Annotated in this window: 15 protein-coding genes; 3 read left to right on the forward strand and 12 right to left on the reverse strand. The window is 39.9% G+C overall.

The features are described from left to right. Positions 1-17: 17 nt before the first annotated feature. The 6 genes from IPP86_16355 to IPP86_16380 all read right to left on the reverse strand — a co-directional run bounded on the left by IPP86_16355 (position 18) and on the right by IPP86_16380 (position 4953). Complete coding sequence (locus IPP86_16355) at positions 18-1067, reverse strand: ATP-grasp domain-containing protein (GenBank protein MBL0140072.1); 1050 nt, start codon at positions 1065-1067, stop codon at positions 18-20. Further along, positions 1057-1308, reverse strand: coding sequence for a PqqD family protein (locus IPP86_16360; protein ID MBL0140073.1), 252 nt, complete (start codon positions 1306-1308; stop codon positions 1057-1059). Before IPP86_16360 ends, IPP86_16355 begins: the two co-directional genes overlap by 11 nt. A 256-nt stretch (positions 1309-1564) precedes the next feature. Beyond that, the gene (locus IPP86_16365; GenBank protein MBL0140074.1) at positions 1565-2263 is read right to left on the reverse strand and encodes a response regulator transcription factor; all 699 of its coding nucleotides are present in this window, start codon (positions 2261-2263) and stop codon (positions 1565-1567) included. A gap of 1 nt (position 2264) precedes the next feature. Further along, complete coding sequence (locus IPP86_16370) at positions 2265-3326, reverse strand: sensor histidine kinase (protein ID MBL0140075.1); 1062 nt, start codon at positions 3324-3326, stop codon at positions 2265-2267. A gap of 180 nt (positions 3327-3506) precedes the next feature. Beyond that, positions 3507-4094, reverse strand: coding sequence for a pseudouridine synthase (locus IPP86_16375; protein ID MBL0140076.1), 588 nt, complete (start codon positions 4092-4094; stop codon positions 3507-3509). Between the two features lie 316 nt (positions 4095-4410). Further along, positions 4411-4953 (reverse strand): putative metal-dependent hydrolase, encoded by a 543-nt coding sequence (locus tag IPP86_16380; GenBank protein MBL0140077.1) that lies wholly within the window; start codon positions 4951-4953, stop codon positions 4411-4413. A gap of 71 nt (positions 4954-5024) precedes the next feature. Between IPP86_16380 and IPP86_16385 the strand changes: the two genes are divergently transcribed. Further along, positions 5025-6674 carry an amidohydrolase gene (locus IPP86_16385; protein MBL0140078.1) on the forward strand — a complete coding sequence of 550 codons (1650 nt, stop codon included), beginning with the start codon at positions 5025-5027 and terminating at the stop codon, positions 6672-6674. 66 nt (positions 6675-6740) lie between these two features. Here the strand turns inward: IPP86_16385 and IPP86_16390 are convergent, their stop codons facing one another. From IPP86_16390 to IPP86_16405, 4 genes are all read right to left on the reverse strand, one after another. After that, positions 6741-7082 (reverse strand): heavy-metal-associated domain-containing protein, encoded by a 342-nt coding sequence (locus IPP86_16390; protein MBL0140079.1) that lies wholly within the window; start codon positions 7080-7082, stop codon positions 6741-6743. A gap of 34 nt (positions 7083-7116) precedes the next feature. Then, entirely contained in the window at positions 7117-9384 is a 2268-nt protein-coding gene (locus IPP86_16395; GenBank protein ID MBL0140080.1) for a TonB-dependent receptor, read from the reverse strand. A gap of 79 nt (positions 9385-9463) precedes the next feature. Next, positions 9464-9865, reverse strand: coding sequence for a hypothetical protein (locus IPP86_16400; GenBank protein MBL0140081.1), 402 nt, complete (start codon positions 9863-9865; stop codon positions 9464-9466). A 64-nt stretch (positions 9866-9929) separates the two neighbouring features. Next, a complete protein-coding gene (locus IPP86_16405; GenBank protein ID MBL0140082.1) occupies positions 9930-12518 on the reverse strand; it encodes a hypothetical protein in 2589 nt (862 codons plus the stop codon). 310 nt (positions 12519-12828) lie between these two features. Here IPP86_16405 and IPP86_16410 point away from each other — a divergent pair, with 310 nt between their 5' ends. Together IPP86_16410 and IPP86_16415 are read left to right on the forward strand one after the other, a co-directional pair. Beyond that, a complete protein-coding gene (locus tag IPP86_16410; protein MBL0140083.1) occupies positions 12829-14064 on the forward strand; it encodes a U32 family peptidase in 1236 nt (411 codons plus the stop codon). After that, positions 14061-14294: a ferredoxin gene (locus IPP86_16415; protein ID MBL0140084.1), complete on the forward strand. Its 234-nt coding sequence runs from the start codon at positions 14061-14063 to the stop codon at positions 14292-14294. The genes IPP86_16410 and IPP86_16415 overlap by 4 nt, the downstream gene beginning before the upstream one ends. 22 nt (positions 14295-14316) lie before the next feature. Here the strand turns inward: IPP86_16415 and IPP86_16420 are convergent, their stop codons facing one another. Together IPP86_16420 and rsmH are read right to left on the reverse strand one after the other, a co-directional pair. After that, entirely contained in the window at positions 14317-15222 is a 906-nt protein-coding gene (locus tag IPP86_16420) for a T9SS type A sorting domain-containing protein (protein ID MBL0140085.1), read from the reverse strand. Between the two features lie 55 nt (positions 15223-15277). Further along, complete coding sequence (gene rsmH / locus IPP86_16425) at positions 15278-16327, reverse strand: 16S rRNA (cytosine(1402)-N(4))-methyltransferase RsmH (protein ID MBL0140086.1); 1050 nt, start codon at positions 16325-16327, stop codon at positions 15278-15280. Between the last annotated feature and the right edge of the window lie 4 nt (positions 16328-16331).

The following is a 16331-nucleotide window of genomic DNA, read 5'->3' on the forward strand; positions in this document are numbered from 1 at the left end:
CGTGCTGTAATTAAAAATTAATTTTCTCCAAAAGCGGAGAAATGTTGAAATTGTTCGATATCAATTATCATATCCCAGGAATAACGAATAAATGTTTTTCCCACTGCATAAGTCGTAAACGGCTCCACTTTCTCACCTAACGCAAGTTTTACCAGTGATGCAGGTTGATTTTGTCCGGCACCAACAGTAAGATAAATCCAGGCCGGAAACCGTGGATTCACTTCCATAAAATATGGTCGCCCATCGGCAGTAACCATCAGCTCAAGTTCGCAACCGCCTCTCCAGTTTGTCGCTTTGATAAAATCCTTTGCAAGCTTTATTAATTTAGAATCTTCCAGTGTTACACCAGCCCAGGCTTTTCCTTTATCGGTGATGAATAATTTTCTCATCGGGATCGCTGAAATTGTATTCCCCTCCCCGTCTCCTAAGGCTGCGACATTGATTTCCGTTCCATTGATAAATTCCTGAACAATGATCGGAAGCCCCCATTTGGCCTCAAGTTTATAAAAAGCTTTTTGAGCCTGCTCAAGAGTCTGACAAACTGAAGCATCATAATATTTTCCTTTTACAACCAGTGGATAATTAAAGTGAGCTGCTACAGCCGGCAATTCAGCGGCAGTGTATATGGTCCGGTCGCGAGGTACGAGAAAATTGTTCTTTTTACAAAAAGCAAAAAGATTGATTTTATCACGAGCCTCAAATTGTTCAGCGCTTGGCATAAAGGTGTGAATGCCCATCTCCTTCAACTTTGGAGTCAGTTTGATAAAATTATACAGCTCAGCATCAAAATTGGGAATCAAGACATCAATTTTTTCCTTTTCGTGTATGTACTCCAGCCGTGTTAAAAGTGATTCACTTCCGGCTGAAGGATAAGGAATCTGATAGGTCTTGTCGGCGATACCTTCCATGTAGATTCCCGGTTCAAGACTTTCGTAGGATAGTCCGATGATTCTAACCTTAAAATCAGCACAATCCCTGATCCCGCGTGCAACGGCAACTCCGGGTCCCGGGCTGTCCACAGCATTCAGTCCTGTAAGGGCTACTGTAATTGTTCGATTATTTGACATCCCCGTTCATTAAATGATTATCACGCAGTTCCTGAAGAAATTCATCAAGATCTCTTTCGATCGTAGATTTTTCTACATCATACTTAGCCAAGAGTACCTTCTTGATTTCCTCAGGAGATTTATCCAATTTTAACATCGCAATAATATCTGTCGCAACAGCATTACTTGAAAAGGAATCCCCATTGGTAGGGTTAAAAAGGTAGCCGGATTCACTGACCGCGATATTGCTTAATAGTTTCATGATGTGGGATGTAGTGCCGTTTTAGATGGATATTTTCGTACAAGGTTTAATGAAAGAGAAAATATCATTTCAATACACAAATATGGATCAGTTCATCACTCCAGACAAAATTTCATAGGTGAACAGGTTGAAATTACCGGAGTTTAAAGGATTTCGGGGGATTTGTATACACCTGAACAGCAGGGCCAATACAAAAGAATCAATATGGCAAAGCATTATCCCGTCAGAACAAAATCATGTATTTTCAAAGACAAAATTAATGTTTGATATTCTTCGCAAGAAATTCATTTACAGCAGAAATGTAGGTAGCTCCCACAGGAATTTCTTTGCCGGCGATTCGAATCATTTTATTGCGGATACTTTCTATTCTTTTCAATGGAACGATATAGCTTCTGTGCACCCTCATAAAATCCTCATGAGGAAGTAATTCGAGAATTGACTTGAGGCTCATCAATGTTCTGACAGGAGTTTCTCCGCAATAAATCTTTATGTAATCATCCCATCCTTCAATAAATAATATACTACTCAGGTTCACTTTTACCATCTGGTAATCTGATTTCACAAAAATAAAAGACTCATCCTGCTTTTCGGGATTTTTCAATTTGTACAATTGATACGCTTTGTTTACTGCTTTTTGAAAACGATCAAAACCAAAAGGCTTCAGGAGATAATCCACAACATTTAATTCAAAACCCTGAACTGCATACTTATCAAATGCAGTAGTAAAAATTATCCAGGGAGGGTTCTCCAAAGATTTCAACAACTGAATTCCATTGATGTGAGGCATCTGAATGTCAAGGAAAACAAGGTCTACTTCTGATTTATGGATGTACTCCGACGCATTTATCGCATCATGAAAAGTTGCAACCAGATTGAGAAATGGGATCTGGCTGACAAATGATTCAATCAGTTCTACCGCGAAAGGTTCATCGTCTACAATAATACAACGGAGCATATCAGATCAATTCAAGTTGAACGACAAAATTAGCATTAGCATCATCAATCATTAATTTGTGTCTGCCGGGATACAATAAGTTCAGTCTCTTTTTCGTATTTGTTATACCGATACCCGTGGATTCAGTAAGGATATTACTGTAATTAAATATTCTATTTGTTGTCACCAATTTAATTTTGTGCTCCTCAATAGAAATTGTGATAGTAATTGTTGAATCCTCATGAGTAGACACGCCATATTTAAAAGCATTTTCAATAAAAGGTATAAGAATCAGTGGAGCAATACTTCTTCCCTGCGGATTTCCAATAACATTATAAACCACTGTGACTTTATCCGTCAATCTCATTTTTTGCAAATCAACAAACCGGTTAATGTATTCGATTTCCATTTCAATGGGAACCAAATCCTGTTTTGCCTCGCTCATCACATAACGCATCATTTCAGAAAGCTTTAATACTGCTTCAGGAGTCTGATCAGATTTTTTTGAGGCTAAAGAATAAATCGTATTCAATGTATTGAATAAAAAATGTGGGTTTATTTGCGCTTTCAACAAAGACAATTCATTCAATCTTTTTTCGTATTCAATTTCCTTACTACGCTTTTCCGACAAGAACCATAAATCAATGATCTGCCCAATACCACTGGCAATAAAAACCAAAGAAATCAAGAGGATGCTTGAAATAAGCATCCCCCTGTTGATTGGAACACCCGGATTTATTATTAAGAAAGGAATAATCGTGAGTGCAATGAAAACCAGTACACATCCAAAAACACTAAATGCATATTCCCATCTCTTTTGCCTGGACAACAATTTCGGAATCAGTACAAGTGAATTCAGGTAGTAAAAAGAAACAAGCGAAAGATAAAGGATTACGACTACAGTAAACGGAGGAGCTGAAGGAGGCGGCATTTCCTCTTCGACAGGATTTTGTCGGAATTCCTCCATTCTGAATGGAGGCGGACCGGCAGGCCGGACAAGTTTTGGGAAATAAATAGAATGCAAACTGATCAGAGCTGCCCAGATCAATGCATGAGAAATTATTTTACGAATATTCAGTTTCACAAGTTAGCCCAAATGTAAGTGTCGGGGAGATAACATTTACCAATTTCCGGTAAATTGATGGTATTTATCTGTGAACAGATGTGAAAAAACAGACTCTGTCAAAGGAATGTCAACTGCGTAAGTACTAAATCATTTTCAAAATCAAAGAAATTTCTATTTCCGTCCAAATTGACAATGATCTCAATTCATCGTTAAAATACCTGTTTCAATAAATCCATCATCAACCTCCCTAACTTCTCCCGCTTTCAATTCCTTTAAAAAAATAGTACCTATTCGAATTCTAAGCAAACGAAGAGTAGGATAACCCACCGCTGCAGTCATTTTCCGAATCTGTCGATACTTGCCTTCCGATATGGTGATTGAAATCCAGCTGGTAGGGCCATGACGATCATCCCTGATCTTCCTTGTTCTTGGAGGAAAATCAGGACTGCTTTCCAACTTGAAGACCTTGCAAGGAAGCGTTTGATATTTTACATCCCTTATCCCAATTTCAACGCCCTGCTTCAATAGCTCTATTGCATCTGGTGTAATATCACCATCAAGCTGCGCAAAATATTCTTTTTCCACCTTTTTACTCCGCACCCTTTCACTGGTAATCCCGTTTGTTGTAAGAAGAAGCAAACCTTCACTTTCTTCATCCAATCTTCCAATCGCCATCGTACCCTCCGGGAAATCGTATAAAGAACCCAGTAATTTTTTTCTGGGCAATTCACAAACGAACTGACTGAGATAACCGTAGGGTTTGTGGATGAGGAAATGGCGGTGCATATTTCGGGTTCGAGGATTGAGGATTTAAGATTGAAGATTGAGGATTGAAGATTGAGGATTGAAGATTGAGGATTGAAGATTGAGGATTGAAGATTGAGGATTGAAGATTGAGGATTGTGGATTGTGGATTGAAGATTGAGGATTGAAGATTGAAGATTGAAGATTGTGGATTGAAGATTGAGGATTGAAGATTGAGGATTGAAGTATCTGATACCATATTCGAGGTATACAATAAATCTACCAAGCACTAAGCACTAAGCACCAAGCACTAAGCACTAAGCACTAACAACTAACAACTAACAACTAACAACTAAAATCACCACTCCATTCTTTTCTTCAGCGAAACAATATGTGCCAGATGATGATCACCGTGCCATGCATACATCGCGAGCAATTGAAAAAGGTCGTATTCTTTTTTTGATTCCGGATGATATATTTTACGTTGCCAGTCGGATTCTTTGAAGCTTTTTAAAAAAAACACCCATCGGAAATGCAAGGACTTTAATAAATCAAGAGACAAATCCAATTGCCCGTGGAGTCCATCTTCTGTGTTCGCCCATGCATTTTCTTCATAAGGACGAATGGCAGGAAGCTGCTCTGTGTAGCCCAGCTTAAAACGGCAATATGCATTGAGATGACTATCTGCCAAATGGTGAACAACCTGGCGAATTGTCCAACCTCCATCTCTGTAAGGAGTATCCAATTGCTTATCGTTAAGTCCGGCAACTGCTTCCCAAATAGCAAAAGGAAGATGATCAATTCTGTGAATAAAACTCTTCATGTCAGCCTCTGAAAATTGCTCAGGCTTAACATACTTTCCAATTGGATATTTTAATTCATCTAATACAAGGGTAGCCATGATATTTTAACTTTTGTATCGTGTAAAGATATTGGTTTACTTTGCAGTGTCAAAATCATAAAGCACCCAACATGGCTAAAATGCGTCGGTCCTCACTGCTGCTCATTTCTATTGTTTTACTGGGCTATTCCTGCTCATGGACTAAAAAAGCTGATCTTGTTTTACATCATGGCGTGATCTATACAGTTGACAATGGCTTCAACATAATGGAAGCTATGGCCATCAGAAATGGAAAAGTGATTGCCGTCGGTAATAATGATGACATCATAAATAGTTTTGAGGCAACTGAAAGTATTGATCTGAACGGGAAGCCCGTCTTCCCGGGATTTATTGATGGACATTGTCATTTTTTCGGGTACGGAAGCGATCTCGTAAAATGTGATTTATCCGACACCAAATCATTTGATCAGGTAGTTGAAAAGGTTCAGGAATATTCCAAAACAAATACATTCAAATGGATTCTCGGTCGTGGCTGGGACCAGAACGACTGGGAAAAGAAAGAATTTCCAACCCGATATAAACTTGACAGCCTCTTTCCTGACATCCCTGTTTTTTTAATGCGCATAGATGGGCATGCTGTGATCTGCAATCAAAAGGCACTTACGATTGCAGGGATAGACAATTCTACTAAAGTGAATGGCGGTGAAATTATTTTGGAAAATGGAGAGCCCAGTGGTTTATTGATTGATAACGCTGTTGATCTGGTCAAGTCCAGGATTCCGGCCTTCGGTAAAGAGATGCATGAAAAAGCACTTCTCGAGGCTCAAAAAAATTGTTTTGAAGTAGGACTAACTACTGTTGACGATGCAGGTCTTGGAATGGATTCAATCCAGTTGATTCAGGATATGCAGAAAGCCGGTACCTTAAAAATCAGAGTATATGCCATGTTTTCGGACGCAGCCAAAACACGAACGCATTTTTTTGAACATGGTCAGGTAAAAACTGACAGGCTTACGGTTCGCGCTATAAAAGTTTATGCTGATGGTGCACTTGGTTCACGTGGAGCTTGTTTGAAGAAACCTTACTCTGATCAGCCAGGACATTATGGCTTTCTGTTAAATAGCGAAAAATACATGAAAGAAATTGCTGACGAGGCTCTGGAAAATGGATTTCAGGTTTGTACCCATGCAATAGGCGATTCCGCTGTGAGTACAGTACTACACATTTACGCGGATCACCTGAATGGAGAAAACAATCGCAGATGGAGAATTGAACATTGCCAGGTTGTTGATCCGAAAGACCACAACATGTTTGGCGACTATAGCATCATTCCATCTGTGCAACCCACCCACGCAACCAGTGATATGTACTGGGCGGAAGAACGATTGGGGAAAGAACGCCTCGCGAATGCCTATGCTTACAAAGAGCTAAAAGATGAAGCCGGTGGCCAGATTGTTTTTGGGACGGATTTTCCGGTTGAGAATATAAATCCCATCTACACTTTCTACGCTGCGTTGGAACGTAAGGATCTCAAGGGTTACCCGAGTGGTGGTTTTCAGGCAGAGAATAAAATTAAAAAGAAAGACGCTTTGAGGGCCATGACTATCTGGGCAGCGTATGCGAATTTTGAAGATCAGGAAAAAGGTAGTCTGGAAGAAGGCAAGGTTGCTGATTTCGTTATCCTTGATCAGGACATTATGAAAATTGAAGGACATCTGATTCCCGCAACTAAAGTTCTCTCAACATTTGTAAATGGAGAAAAAGTATTTAGCAGGGAATAAAAAGAAAATCCCCGGTTTTCAGCTTCATCGTTCTGAGTTCCGGAGATTTTCCCGCCAGTTTATCTATCATTCATGATGGCCGGGCGCCTTACAACAATCCGGTAATTTTTCAAATGCCTTGGGATCTGCCTTTAGTGAATCAGCATCATATCCGATTTTCGTAAGTGCCAACCTGATTTTTTCGGGATTCGTTTTACCCGGATTATAGACAACAGTCACAGTTTTTGTGTCGATATCCAGGCTGGTAGTTTTTATACCCTTCTCAAAAGACATATCGTGTTCAATTGTTTTTTTACACATATCACATAAAGAAGATGTGTGTATCCGAATTGTATCTGTTTGTCCAGAAACTAAATTACCGGTAAATTGTACGAGAATATAAACAAGAAATATTTTTATAGCTTTCATTTTGTCTTTTTTTTTGAATGAATTAATTGTTTAATTAACGAAGCATAAACCTCAGACCAGCAAAAATCCTTCGCCCTTCAATAGGTGCATAAATATTTGTCGCGTCAAACGTATTCGAGAAGGGATTAGAAGCATTGATGATTGGGTTCTTTTGTCTGTAATCCAATAGGTTTTCGGATCCTGCATAAATTTCAAATTTCCGGAAGACTTTAGTAACCTGAAAATGCATGATGTAAAAATCAGGAGAATTGGAAGGCAAACTCCCTGCCTCCGGATCAGCAAAAGTTGTTTCGAGCTTTTTCGGGCCATCCCAAATTACAGTGTAATCAAATTTCCAGTGTTCATTATAGGTACTGTACGAAAGATTCGCCAACATCTTTTCACGTGAAACCAATGGTTTTTGCTCCAGCTTTCCATTATAAGTTGATTTGACATCATCCAGTTTATAAGCCAGACGAACCCCAAGTCCTTCTATTACTTCGTAGTTCACCATCGCCTGAAAACTATTGGAATACGAATCACCTTTCAGATTGTAAAACAATATTCTCGTTGAATCGCTGTATGCGTCCATCACCAGCTGGTTTTGAAAATCAGTTCTGTAAAAATCAGTTGAGACAGAACCCTCATGTTGACCCAATTTAAATTTCCAGGTGAAGTTCAAACCATAATTCCAGGCTTTCTCCGGTTTAATATCCTCTGTGATCAGGAGCTCACGGGAGGATGCAAAACTACTGATGTTGTCGGCATAGAGATAAGGTACTCTGAAACTACTCCCTGCACTTGCTCTCACGAGCAGATTATCAGTAAAATTATATTTGCCGTGAAACCGTGGTGTAAAGATCCAGTTGTATTTTGAATGATAATCCTCCCGCAAACCGGTTACAAGACTCAGTTTGTCGGTGTGATTGTAGGTATATTCAAAGAACACTCCGGGAACAGCTTCCTCTACACGTGGAAGATTTTCCAGGTTGTACACCTGATCCAATGCTTCGTAACGAAATACAATTCCGGTTTTGTATTGATGCTCTGCTTTCCACAATACATTCTGGTAAATACTCTGAAAATAGAATGTCTTTTGAGTGGCGTCATAGGCTTTCAAACCAAATGAAGAATTCATATCGTGATAAGTCAGCTGCATGATATTCCCAATGCTTTTGAATGGAGCTTCAGGAAATACAAAACCCAATTTTCCATAAACTTCCATTCTCTTTGTTTCAATCGAAGTCAGGTATGGATGGGAATGCGCTCCTGGATTAACTACAGAATGCAACTGCCCTCCTTCTCTTTTATCGGCGAGAAATTTTATACCTATCTGAGATTCCAGCTTTTTACCACTATGGTAATTCCATCGATTGTAAACGTTGAATTGCTGATTGTGCATCATGTCCAGAAATCCATCCTTGTTACGGTCAATATCTCTGTCCATATAATTACCATGCAAAAAGAGCATGCTGCTCCACTTCTCATTTAATTTTTGCCGGTAGAAGGTATTGATTTCAGCATTCCCATTTGCTTCACCGAAGAGATTCAAATAAAATGCCGGAGTAGTTTTTTCCATTGGTTTTTTAAACTCGACATTGATTTGGCCCGTTGTGGATTCATAACCATTCACAACCGAACCGGATCCTTTGGTGACTTGTATGGATTCCATCCAAGGACCGGGGATGAAGGACAGTCCGTAGATAGCTGCAATCCCTCTCATGGTAGGTATATTCTCTGTCATCAATTGAGAGTAAATTCCTGCAAGGCCCAGCATTTGAATTTCTTTTGCTCCGGTAACGGCATCCTTATAGGAAACGTTTACGGTAGGACTTGTTTCAAATGCTTCAGACAAATTACAGCACGCTGCTTTTAGCAATTCTTTCTGGGATATTTTTTCGACATTGATGGGATTGATTGTAGATAAGCCGACCGCTTCCTGTTTCGCTGCCACCTGGACTTCTTTAAGATCAAGAGCTTTTTCCAGCCGTATATGCAGATCAGAATTATTTTTGATGAGCAAGGTATCCGGTTTATAACCAACAAAGCTGACAACAAGTTTAGCCGGATAAACATCCGCGCTTCTCAGGGTAAATTTCCCCTGTTGGTCAGTTGTTGTGCCATCCAGGGATGGTAACCAGTAAAGATTTGCCCCGGTCAATGGCATTTCCATTTTCATTTCTGTGTTCCATTCTACAACAATGCCTTTCAGCAAAGACTGAGAAAAGCTTGTTAAAGAAAGGAACATCAAAAGAATAACAGGCAAAGTATCACGAATTGAATCGCGCGATCTTCGTTTTGAATTACAGGTGTTAGTATTCATTTTTGATTTTGATTTGAATGCATAAAGAAAATCCGAGGCAGCTAAAGCTCCCGGAATACAACCATTAAAGGCTGTTGCATCAAATCAATAAACGATGGATTCCGTAAAGGAAATCTGTACCACCTCTCAGCTGTGGTGGAGCCTTATTTGAAATTACAGAAAATAATGTATTGTCTGAAAAAAATGTAGTCGTATTAAATGGTTCTGAAATCAGATCCGCAGATAAAGAAATCTCATACTTCAGAACACTTGCATTAACATCAATTTTATGATAAGAGATCGACAACTCACAACATTTGGCTTTCAGTCCTGTTGAGGAAGTTTTGTGACAACCTTTGTTGGACTTAGAACAACAACCCTTATGTTCAAATAAAGAAATCTGTTTTTTGGAACTTGACAAACATGTATGCATTGCCACAACCACACCTGAAGAAGAAATCAGGATAGTGAAGGCAAGAAAAAATGCAAGGATATGTTTCATCCGAATTTTCATGAATATACAAAGGTACATCATGCTGTGAAAAACAGATGAAATTTTACAAGAATTATTGCAAAATCAGCAATCCGCTCCCCAAAACAGCCTTTTCGCTCTGAATTCGATAATAGTAAATTCCTGAAGCAAGTCCACGGGTTTGGATATAGTTAATATTTCCCGGTCCTAAACGTTCAGAAAGAACAAGGCGACTTGTTTCATTATACAATAGAAGATAATAACCCAATCCTGCTTCCTCAAGAATCACCTTCAATTCTCGACCCACAGAAGATGGATTTGGCGAGATGATTACTTTTCCCGAAGTCAACTCGCTCACATGATCACAGATATCATAATAGATACGAATAGTGTCACTGTTCGCGCATCCATTTGTATCAGTAACAAACACAAAATAATCCGCTGAATCCGGAGTCATCGAAGGTGAGAAAGCAAGAAAAGTCTGATCCACTGATCCATCCTGCCACAAATAGTAATTAAACCCGGCACCCGCATCAAGTAGTACTGAACTGGTATCGCATACAATTGAATCCGGTCCAAGCGAAATGTATGGTAGTGAGTTAACGGTAACAGTTACAGTATCTGATAATTTCGGGCAACCATAATCACTCAGCATGCTGAAATAATAAGCATTGCTGGAGTTCACCAATATTTGAGGAAGCGTATCGCCGGTTGACCAGAGATATTGCGAACCGGAAGGTGCACTCAATTCAATCTGACCACCTGCACAAAAGCTCAAAGGTCCGGATGAATTTACATAAACCTGCCAATCATCGACAGTTAAAAGAAATAAATCAGAATTCGCAGGACAACCGTTTCTGTCCGTCACTTGTACCTGATAATTATTTTGAATCTTAAGGTAAATAAACGAATCGATTGCGGATGGAATGGCCTGCATTCCGGTGACGGTTTCCTCATACCATTGAAATGTGTATCCGGTATCAACAGCGGCTAATCGAAAACTATCTCCGGGACAAATTGTAGCCGGCGAAACCGCGTTCAAACCTGGCTTAGCAGGGAGTTCAAACAAAGAGTCCAAAAATACACCGGAAGTATCCGAACCACAATAGTTCGAAACAATCAGTGAATAGAATCCCTGATCAACCGGCGTAATTTCTGATGTATTTTCTCCTTCAATAAGTGTATCGTTCAGAAACCATTGGTATTGAAAACTCACATCGTTCGGAATGAGATTTTGAAAAACACTTTCACTGCATAAGGACAAGGTATCCTGGGTTGCAATCTGTGAAATTGGCCTGGCAGCAACATAGACAGGGTAATTGATCGTTCTTAAGGTATCTCCTCCTGCTTCAATAACAGTCACTGAGAAATTCCCTGTTGAAGTGACATGAATGGTATCTGCTGTTTCTGCATTTGTCCAGAGCACCGTTGAACCTGAAGGAGGAGCCGGCTGCAAAATCAATTCTGCAGTATCTCCTTCACAAAAATAATTTCCGGAACCTGTTATAGTATATTCCCCCGGAATATTTCCAAGACTATCAGTTTTGATGACATAAATTTTCGATGAGCCAAAACTGCTGGTACCGGCAAGAATTACAAAACCATGATCATATGTTTCTTCAAAGTGAATTGATGACTCATTGAGAAAAGAACCATATGTTTTTGACCACAGACTGTCACCGGAAGCATTCACTTTCATCAACTCAATGTCACCCTGGTTATGCAGAGTCCCAGTTGCATTATTCAGAATCGCAAATCCTCCATCGGAACATTGCTGTACACTATACCCATCCTGGAAATTCGGGCAGGCATAGTTTTTTTGCCAAACCGGTGTTCCATTCAAATCAAGTCTTGTCAATTTGATCCATCTCGTACTCAAAGAATCCTGATATCCTGATATTAAAATTCCGCTGTCGACAGTTGGTGTGATCGCATTTGAGACTGAGTAAAACTCAAAAACCGAGTCGATCACCAATGTTCCATCCGCCGCAAATTTCCGGATCGATGTTGCCTGTGGAATATTTGGAAAGACATAATAGAAGTTATTATAATAGGCCATTGAAAAAAAGCTTCCATCCTTTTCCTGAATCACATCATGAGGATTTAATATAGAACCATCATAGGATAAAAAGCTTGTCCAGCTGGTACTCAGATCAGGAGCAATTTTATATAATGAATAATAGTTCTGTGAAATGAAACCATCAGTATACACAGAAATAGCAAGGTTACTATCTATAGTTTCAATGATTCCTATGCCAGCAGTTCCCCAACCATCAGCCGGAGGAAATGCATTTGAGTTGAGGATATTTCCCAGACTGTCAAGGCGGACAATTTCAGCTACGCCATCATAAAAAATTCCATTGTGGGAACCAACAAAAGCATACCCTCCATCATAAGTCGGAACAATCGCATTCCCGTATGCGTTTAATGGGTCACTGAAAATGCGCGACCACATCTCATTTCCATTGCTGTCAAGTTTCAGAACGTAATAAGCTGTATTCTGATAGAATGGATCCCTGGCAGTCCCGACCAGAATATAACCGTGATCAGGAGTAGGTTTTATATAAGACGCAGTTTCTTCAAATGTTCCACCGTAGGTCCGTTCAAAACCTGGTTGTGCTGCAGATATTACAGCAATACCAAGGAGGCAAAAAAGTAAAGCGATCGCACAGCGATTAAACATATTTCTTTCTGAAGCAAAAAAGCCCTTAAAAAGGCTTATTAAACGAAGGTAGTGAGAAGTGGACTCAGAGTAATTAAAATGTTATGAAGAAATGAAGAGGGAAATGTTAAGAAGTCTGACAAAAATCAAAGAAATCCATATTCGAGTCCATAAAATGCAATTTCAAGAGAAACTGTCAGGTATTTACAATGACATTCACAAGCCTTTCCTTCTGCCCTATGTGACCAATATCATTCCATTGTCAGAATGAAAAATCTCAAATTACACTCGAAAATATTGTAGCCTTTAGAGTGAATACATATCTACAATCATGAGTAACAAAACAGAATTAATGGCTCCCGCCGGGTCTTATGAAGCATTAATGGCAGGAATCAAGGCAGGATGCGATTCCGTCTATTTTGGAGTCGAACAGCTCAATATGAGAGCCAGATCTACAAATAACTTTCGTACCGAAGACCTTGAAAAGATTGCCAAAATCTGTAGCGAACATGAAGTAAAAAGTTACCTCACACTCAATACGGTGATGTATGATCATGATATTTCACTCATGAAACGTATCGTGGATCAGGCTAAAGCCAGTGGCATCACAGCTATTATCGCCTCAGATCATGCTGTATTGAATTACGCGAAGAAAACCGGTGTAGAAATCCATATATCCACGCAGGCGAATATCAGCAACATTGATACCGTTGAATTTTATTCCGCATACGCTGATGTAGTGGTTCTGGCTCGTGAATTGAGTTTAAAGCAAGTTGGGGATATCGTCAGGCAAATTCAGTTTCGGGAAATTACAGGACCTAAAGGAAAATTAATAGAAGTTGAAATTTTTGCTCATGGTGCTCTTTGTATGGCAGTTTCAGGGAAGTGTTATCTCAGCCTTCATTCCGACTATGCCTCCGCCAACAGAGGAGCATGTATACAGAATTGCAGAAGAAGCTATATCGTTACTGATAAAGAATCCGGAATTGAATTTGAAGTGGACAACGAATACATCATGTCGGCAAAAGATCTTTGCACGATTGGATTCCTGGACAATGTGATGGAATCCGGGGTATCTGTTTTGAAAATTGAAGGACGTGGACGCGCAGCGGATTATGTGTACACCGTTACTTCCTGCTATCGTGAAGCCATAGATGCATGGCATGAAGGCAGCTATACTCAGGAAAAGGTCGAAGCCTGGATGGAAAGACTTGCTACTGTATACAATCGTGGTTTCTGGGATGGTTATTATCTCGGCAGAACCATGGGAGAATGGAACAACGAATATGGATCCAAATCCACGAAGAAGAAAATTTATATAGGACGTGGCGTAAAATATTTTGAGAAAGCCGGAATCGGTGAAATCCAGCTGGAAGCACATCACCTGTCTGTTGGTGACGAAATTATCATAACCGGACCGACCACCGGTTACATCCACGTTGTGGTAAATGAAATGATGGTCAATGAAGCATCAACACAAACAGCAAGAAAGGGTGATGTACTCACCACTCCCATTCCGGAAAAAATTCGTCCTTCAGACAAAATCTACAAACTGACGGATGCATGAATAAAGTGAGAATTTCACAGCGTCGTGATAAATGTATTGGTTGCAATGCCTGTGTCGAAGCGGCAGACGACCGCTGGCGTGTTTCGCGACGGGATGGAAAATGCACTTTAATCGGAGGGGTTGAAAAAAAAGGAATTTATTCCGTACTCGTCGACAATCATGAATACGAAGCGAACATGATCGCGGCGAAAAACTGTCCGGTGAAAATTATCCTTGTAGAAAAAGTTTAATATGAATTATTGAAAACACCATTCATTCTTTCAAAAACACTTTTTGTACTATCCTATTCGAATCGTGGAGTTCAACAAAATACATGCCGCCAGGCAAATCCCGAATATCAATTTCGGGATTAGTTTCACATATTATTTTTTTTATCATCAGTTCTCCCGGAATTGAATAAATCACAACTTCAACCTCTCGCTTTCCGTTAAACTTAACTACCAATCTATCAGTTGCGGGGTTTGGATAAATCTGAAAACCTAAATCAGTTCCATTCTCCTGAATTTGTGTTGGGGATAAATCACAAACACATCGGATTGCAAAACCATTATTAACATTGAAATAGTACTTAACAGCTTGTGCATTGTCATAGCTTAAAAGCGTTGCAAAACGCAGCACTCCCGCATTAGATGTGGAAGACCACCAATGGCCGAAAAACCCTCTATAATTATATGGTCCGCTATCGTATCTATCACCACCCGGAAGCCCGCTAAATCCACTACTGTCAGTGGCACCGGTATTTGGAAAGTTCCAGCCATAAATGGATTTCATTGCACCACCGGCAACATTCGTTCCTCCCAAATAGCCTATTAAAATTATCCAGTCATTATCTTCAGGTACATGCCAGTTTATCGGACAAATGTTATTAACTGCATACCAATTATACAAAGCACCATAGACTCCTGAATACATTGATGAATCATTATTGTAATAAGACCTGGCGCCTGTCGTAAGTATACTCCATACAGAATCATTTCTGACATTCGGAATAAAATTACCATATCGGTCATGAGTCACTTTGAGATTATCTTTCATCCAGATCTGATTGCCTATAGTGACAGTGTTGTAAACATTTCCGTCAATATCCACTACAGTCTGTCCAGAAGATTTAGTGCCATTTAATAGCAGGATAAAAAGAAGTATTCCAATAGTTCTCATTTCAAAACAAATTCAATTTTTTAAAATCAAGTGATATTAATCAATCATAAACGTATCATCCTTTAATTGCCCAACGGAGCTTCGCGGATTTCGCTCTGGGATTTGCATTGCATTCTTCAGGAGAAGGACGAATAGGTTCGGGTGCAATTTCACTGTATACACCGGCCCGGAACAGTCCCTGAAACGCTTTTTTTACACGCCTGTCTTCTCCTGAATGAAAAGACAGAATAGCCACTCGACCTCCTGGGGCGAGGGCGTCAGGAAGTTTTTCTAGAAATTTTTCAAGTACGCCAAATTCATCATTCACCTCTATACGTAAAGCCTGGAAACAGCGCTGACATGATTTTTTAATTTCCTCCTTCTTATTTTCTCCCGAAAGAAAATCCAGTGCCTCCTTGATAACATCACGAAGCTGTGTTGTTGTTGTCACCGGAAACCCTTTCGCGATTTTTGTGACCACAGCTCTGGCTATTTGTACCGCGAATGGCTCATCAGCGTTTAAAACAAGCAATTCTTCCAGATCTTCGAGTGAAATTGTTTTTAAAAGTTCTGTTGCTGATTTTCCGCTTTTCGGATTGAGCCGCAAATCCAAAGGTCCTTCCACTTTATATGAAAACCCGCGATCCGGATTATCAATTTGCATGGAAGAAACACCAAGATCAGCCAGTACAAAATTCAAAGGGCCGGATTCGGCTGCAATCAAATCAATGTTAGAAAAATTGAGAATTCTTGCCTCAAAAAAATCAGAACCATAACCAAGAGCTGCCAGCCGTTCACGGGTTCTTGGCAATTCTATGGGATCGACATCAGTGGCATACAATCGTCCTCCTGGAGAAAGACATTTCAGTATTTCAAGACTGTGTCCACCATAACCCAAAGTTGCGTCCAAACCGATTTCTCCGGGCACGATTTTGAGAATTTCCAGGATCTCTTTTATGCAAATAGAACGGTGCATTCCGGCCGGAGTCCGGCCTTGTTGCATCACTTTTTCGACATCCTGTGAATATTGCTCAGGATTCAGCTCCTTGTATTTCTCTTTAAAAGATTTCGGGTGTGTGCCTTTATATCGTACTCTCCGGGCACGTTTGGGCTCCTGATCGTCCATTTTG

The sequence above is a fragment of the Bacteroidota bacterium genome, from assembly GCA_016720935.1.
In the GTDB taxonomy this organism is placed as follows: Bacteria; Bacteroidota; Bacteroidia; order AKYH767-A; family 2013-40CM-41-45; genus JADKJP01.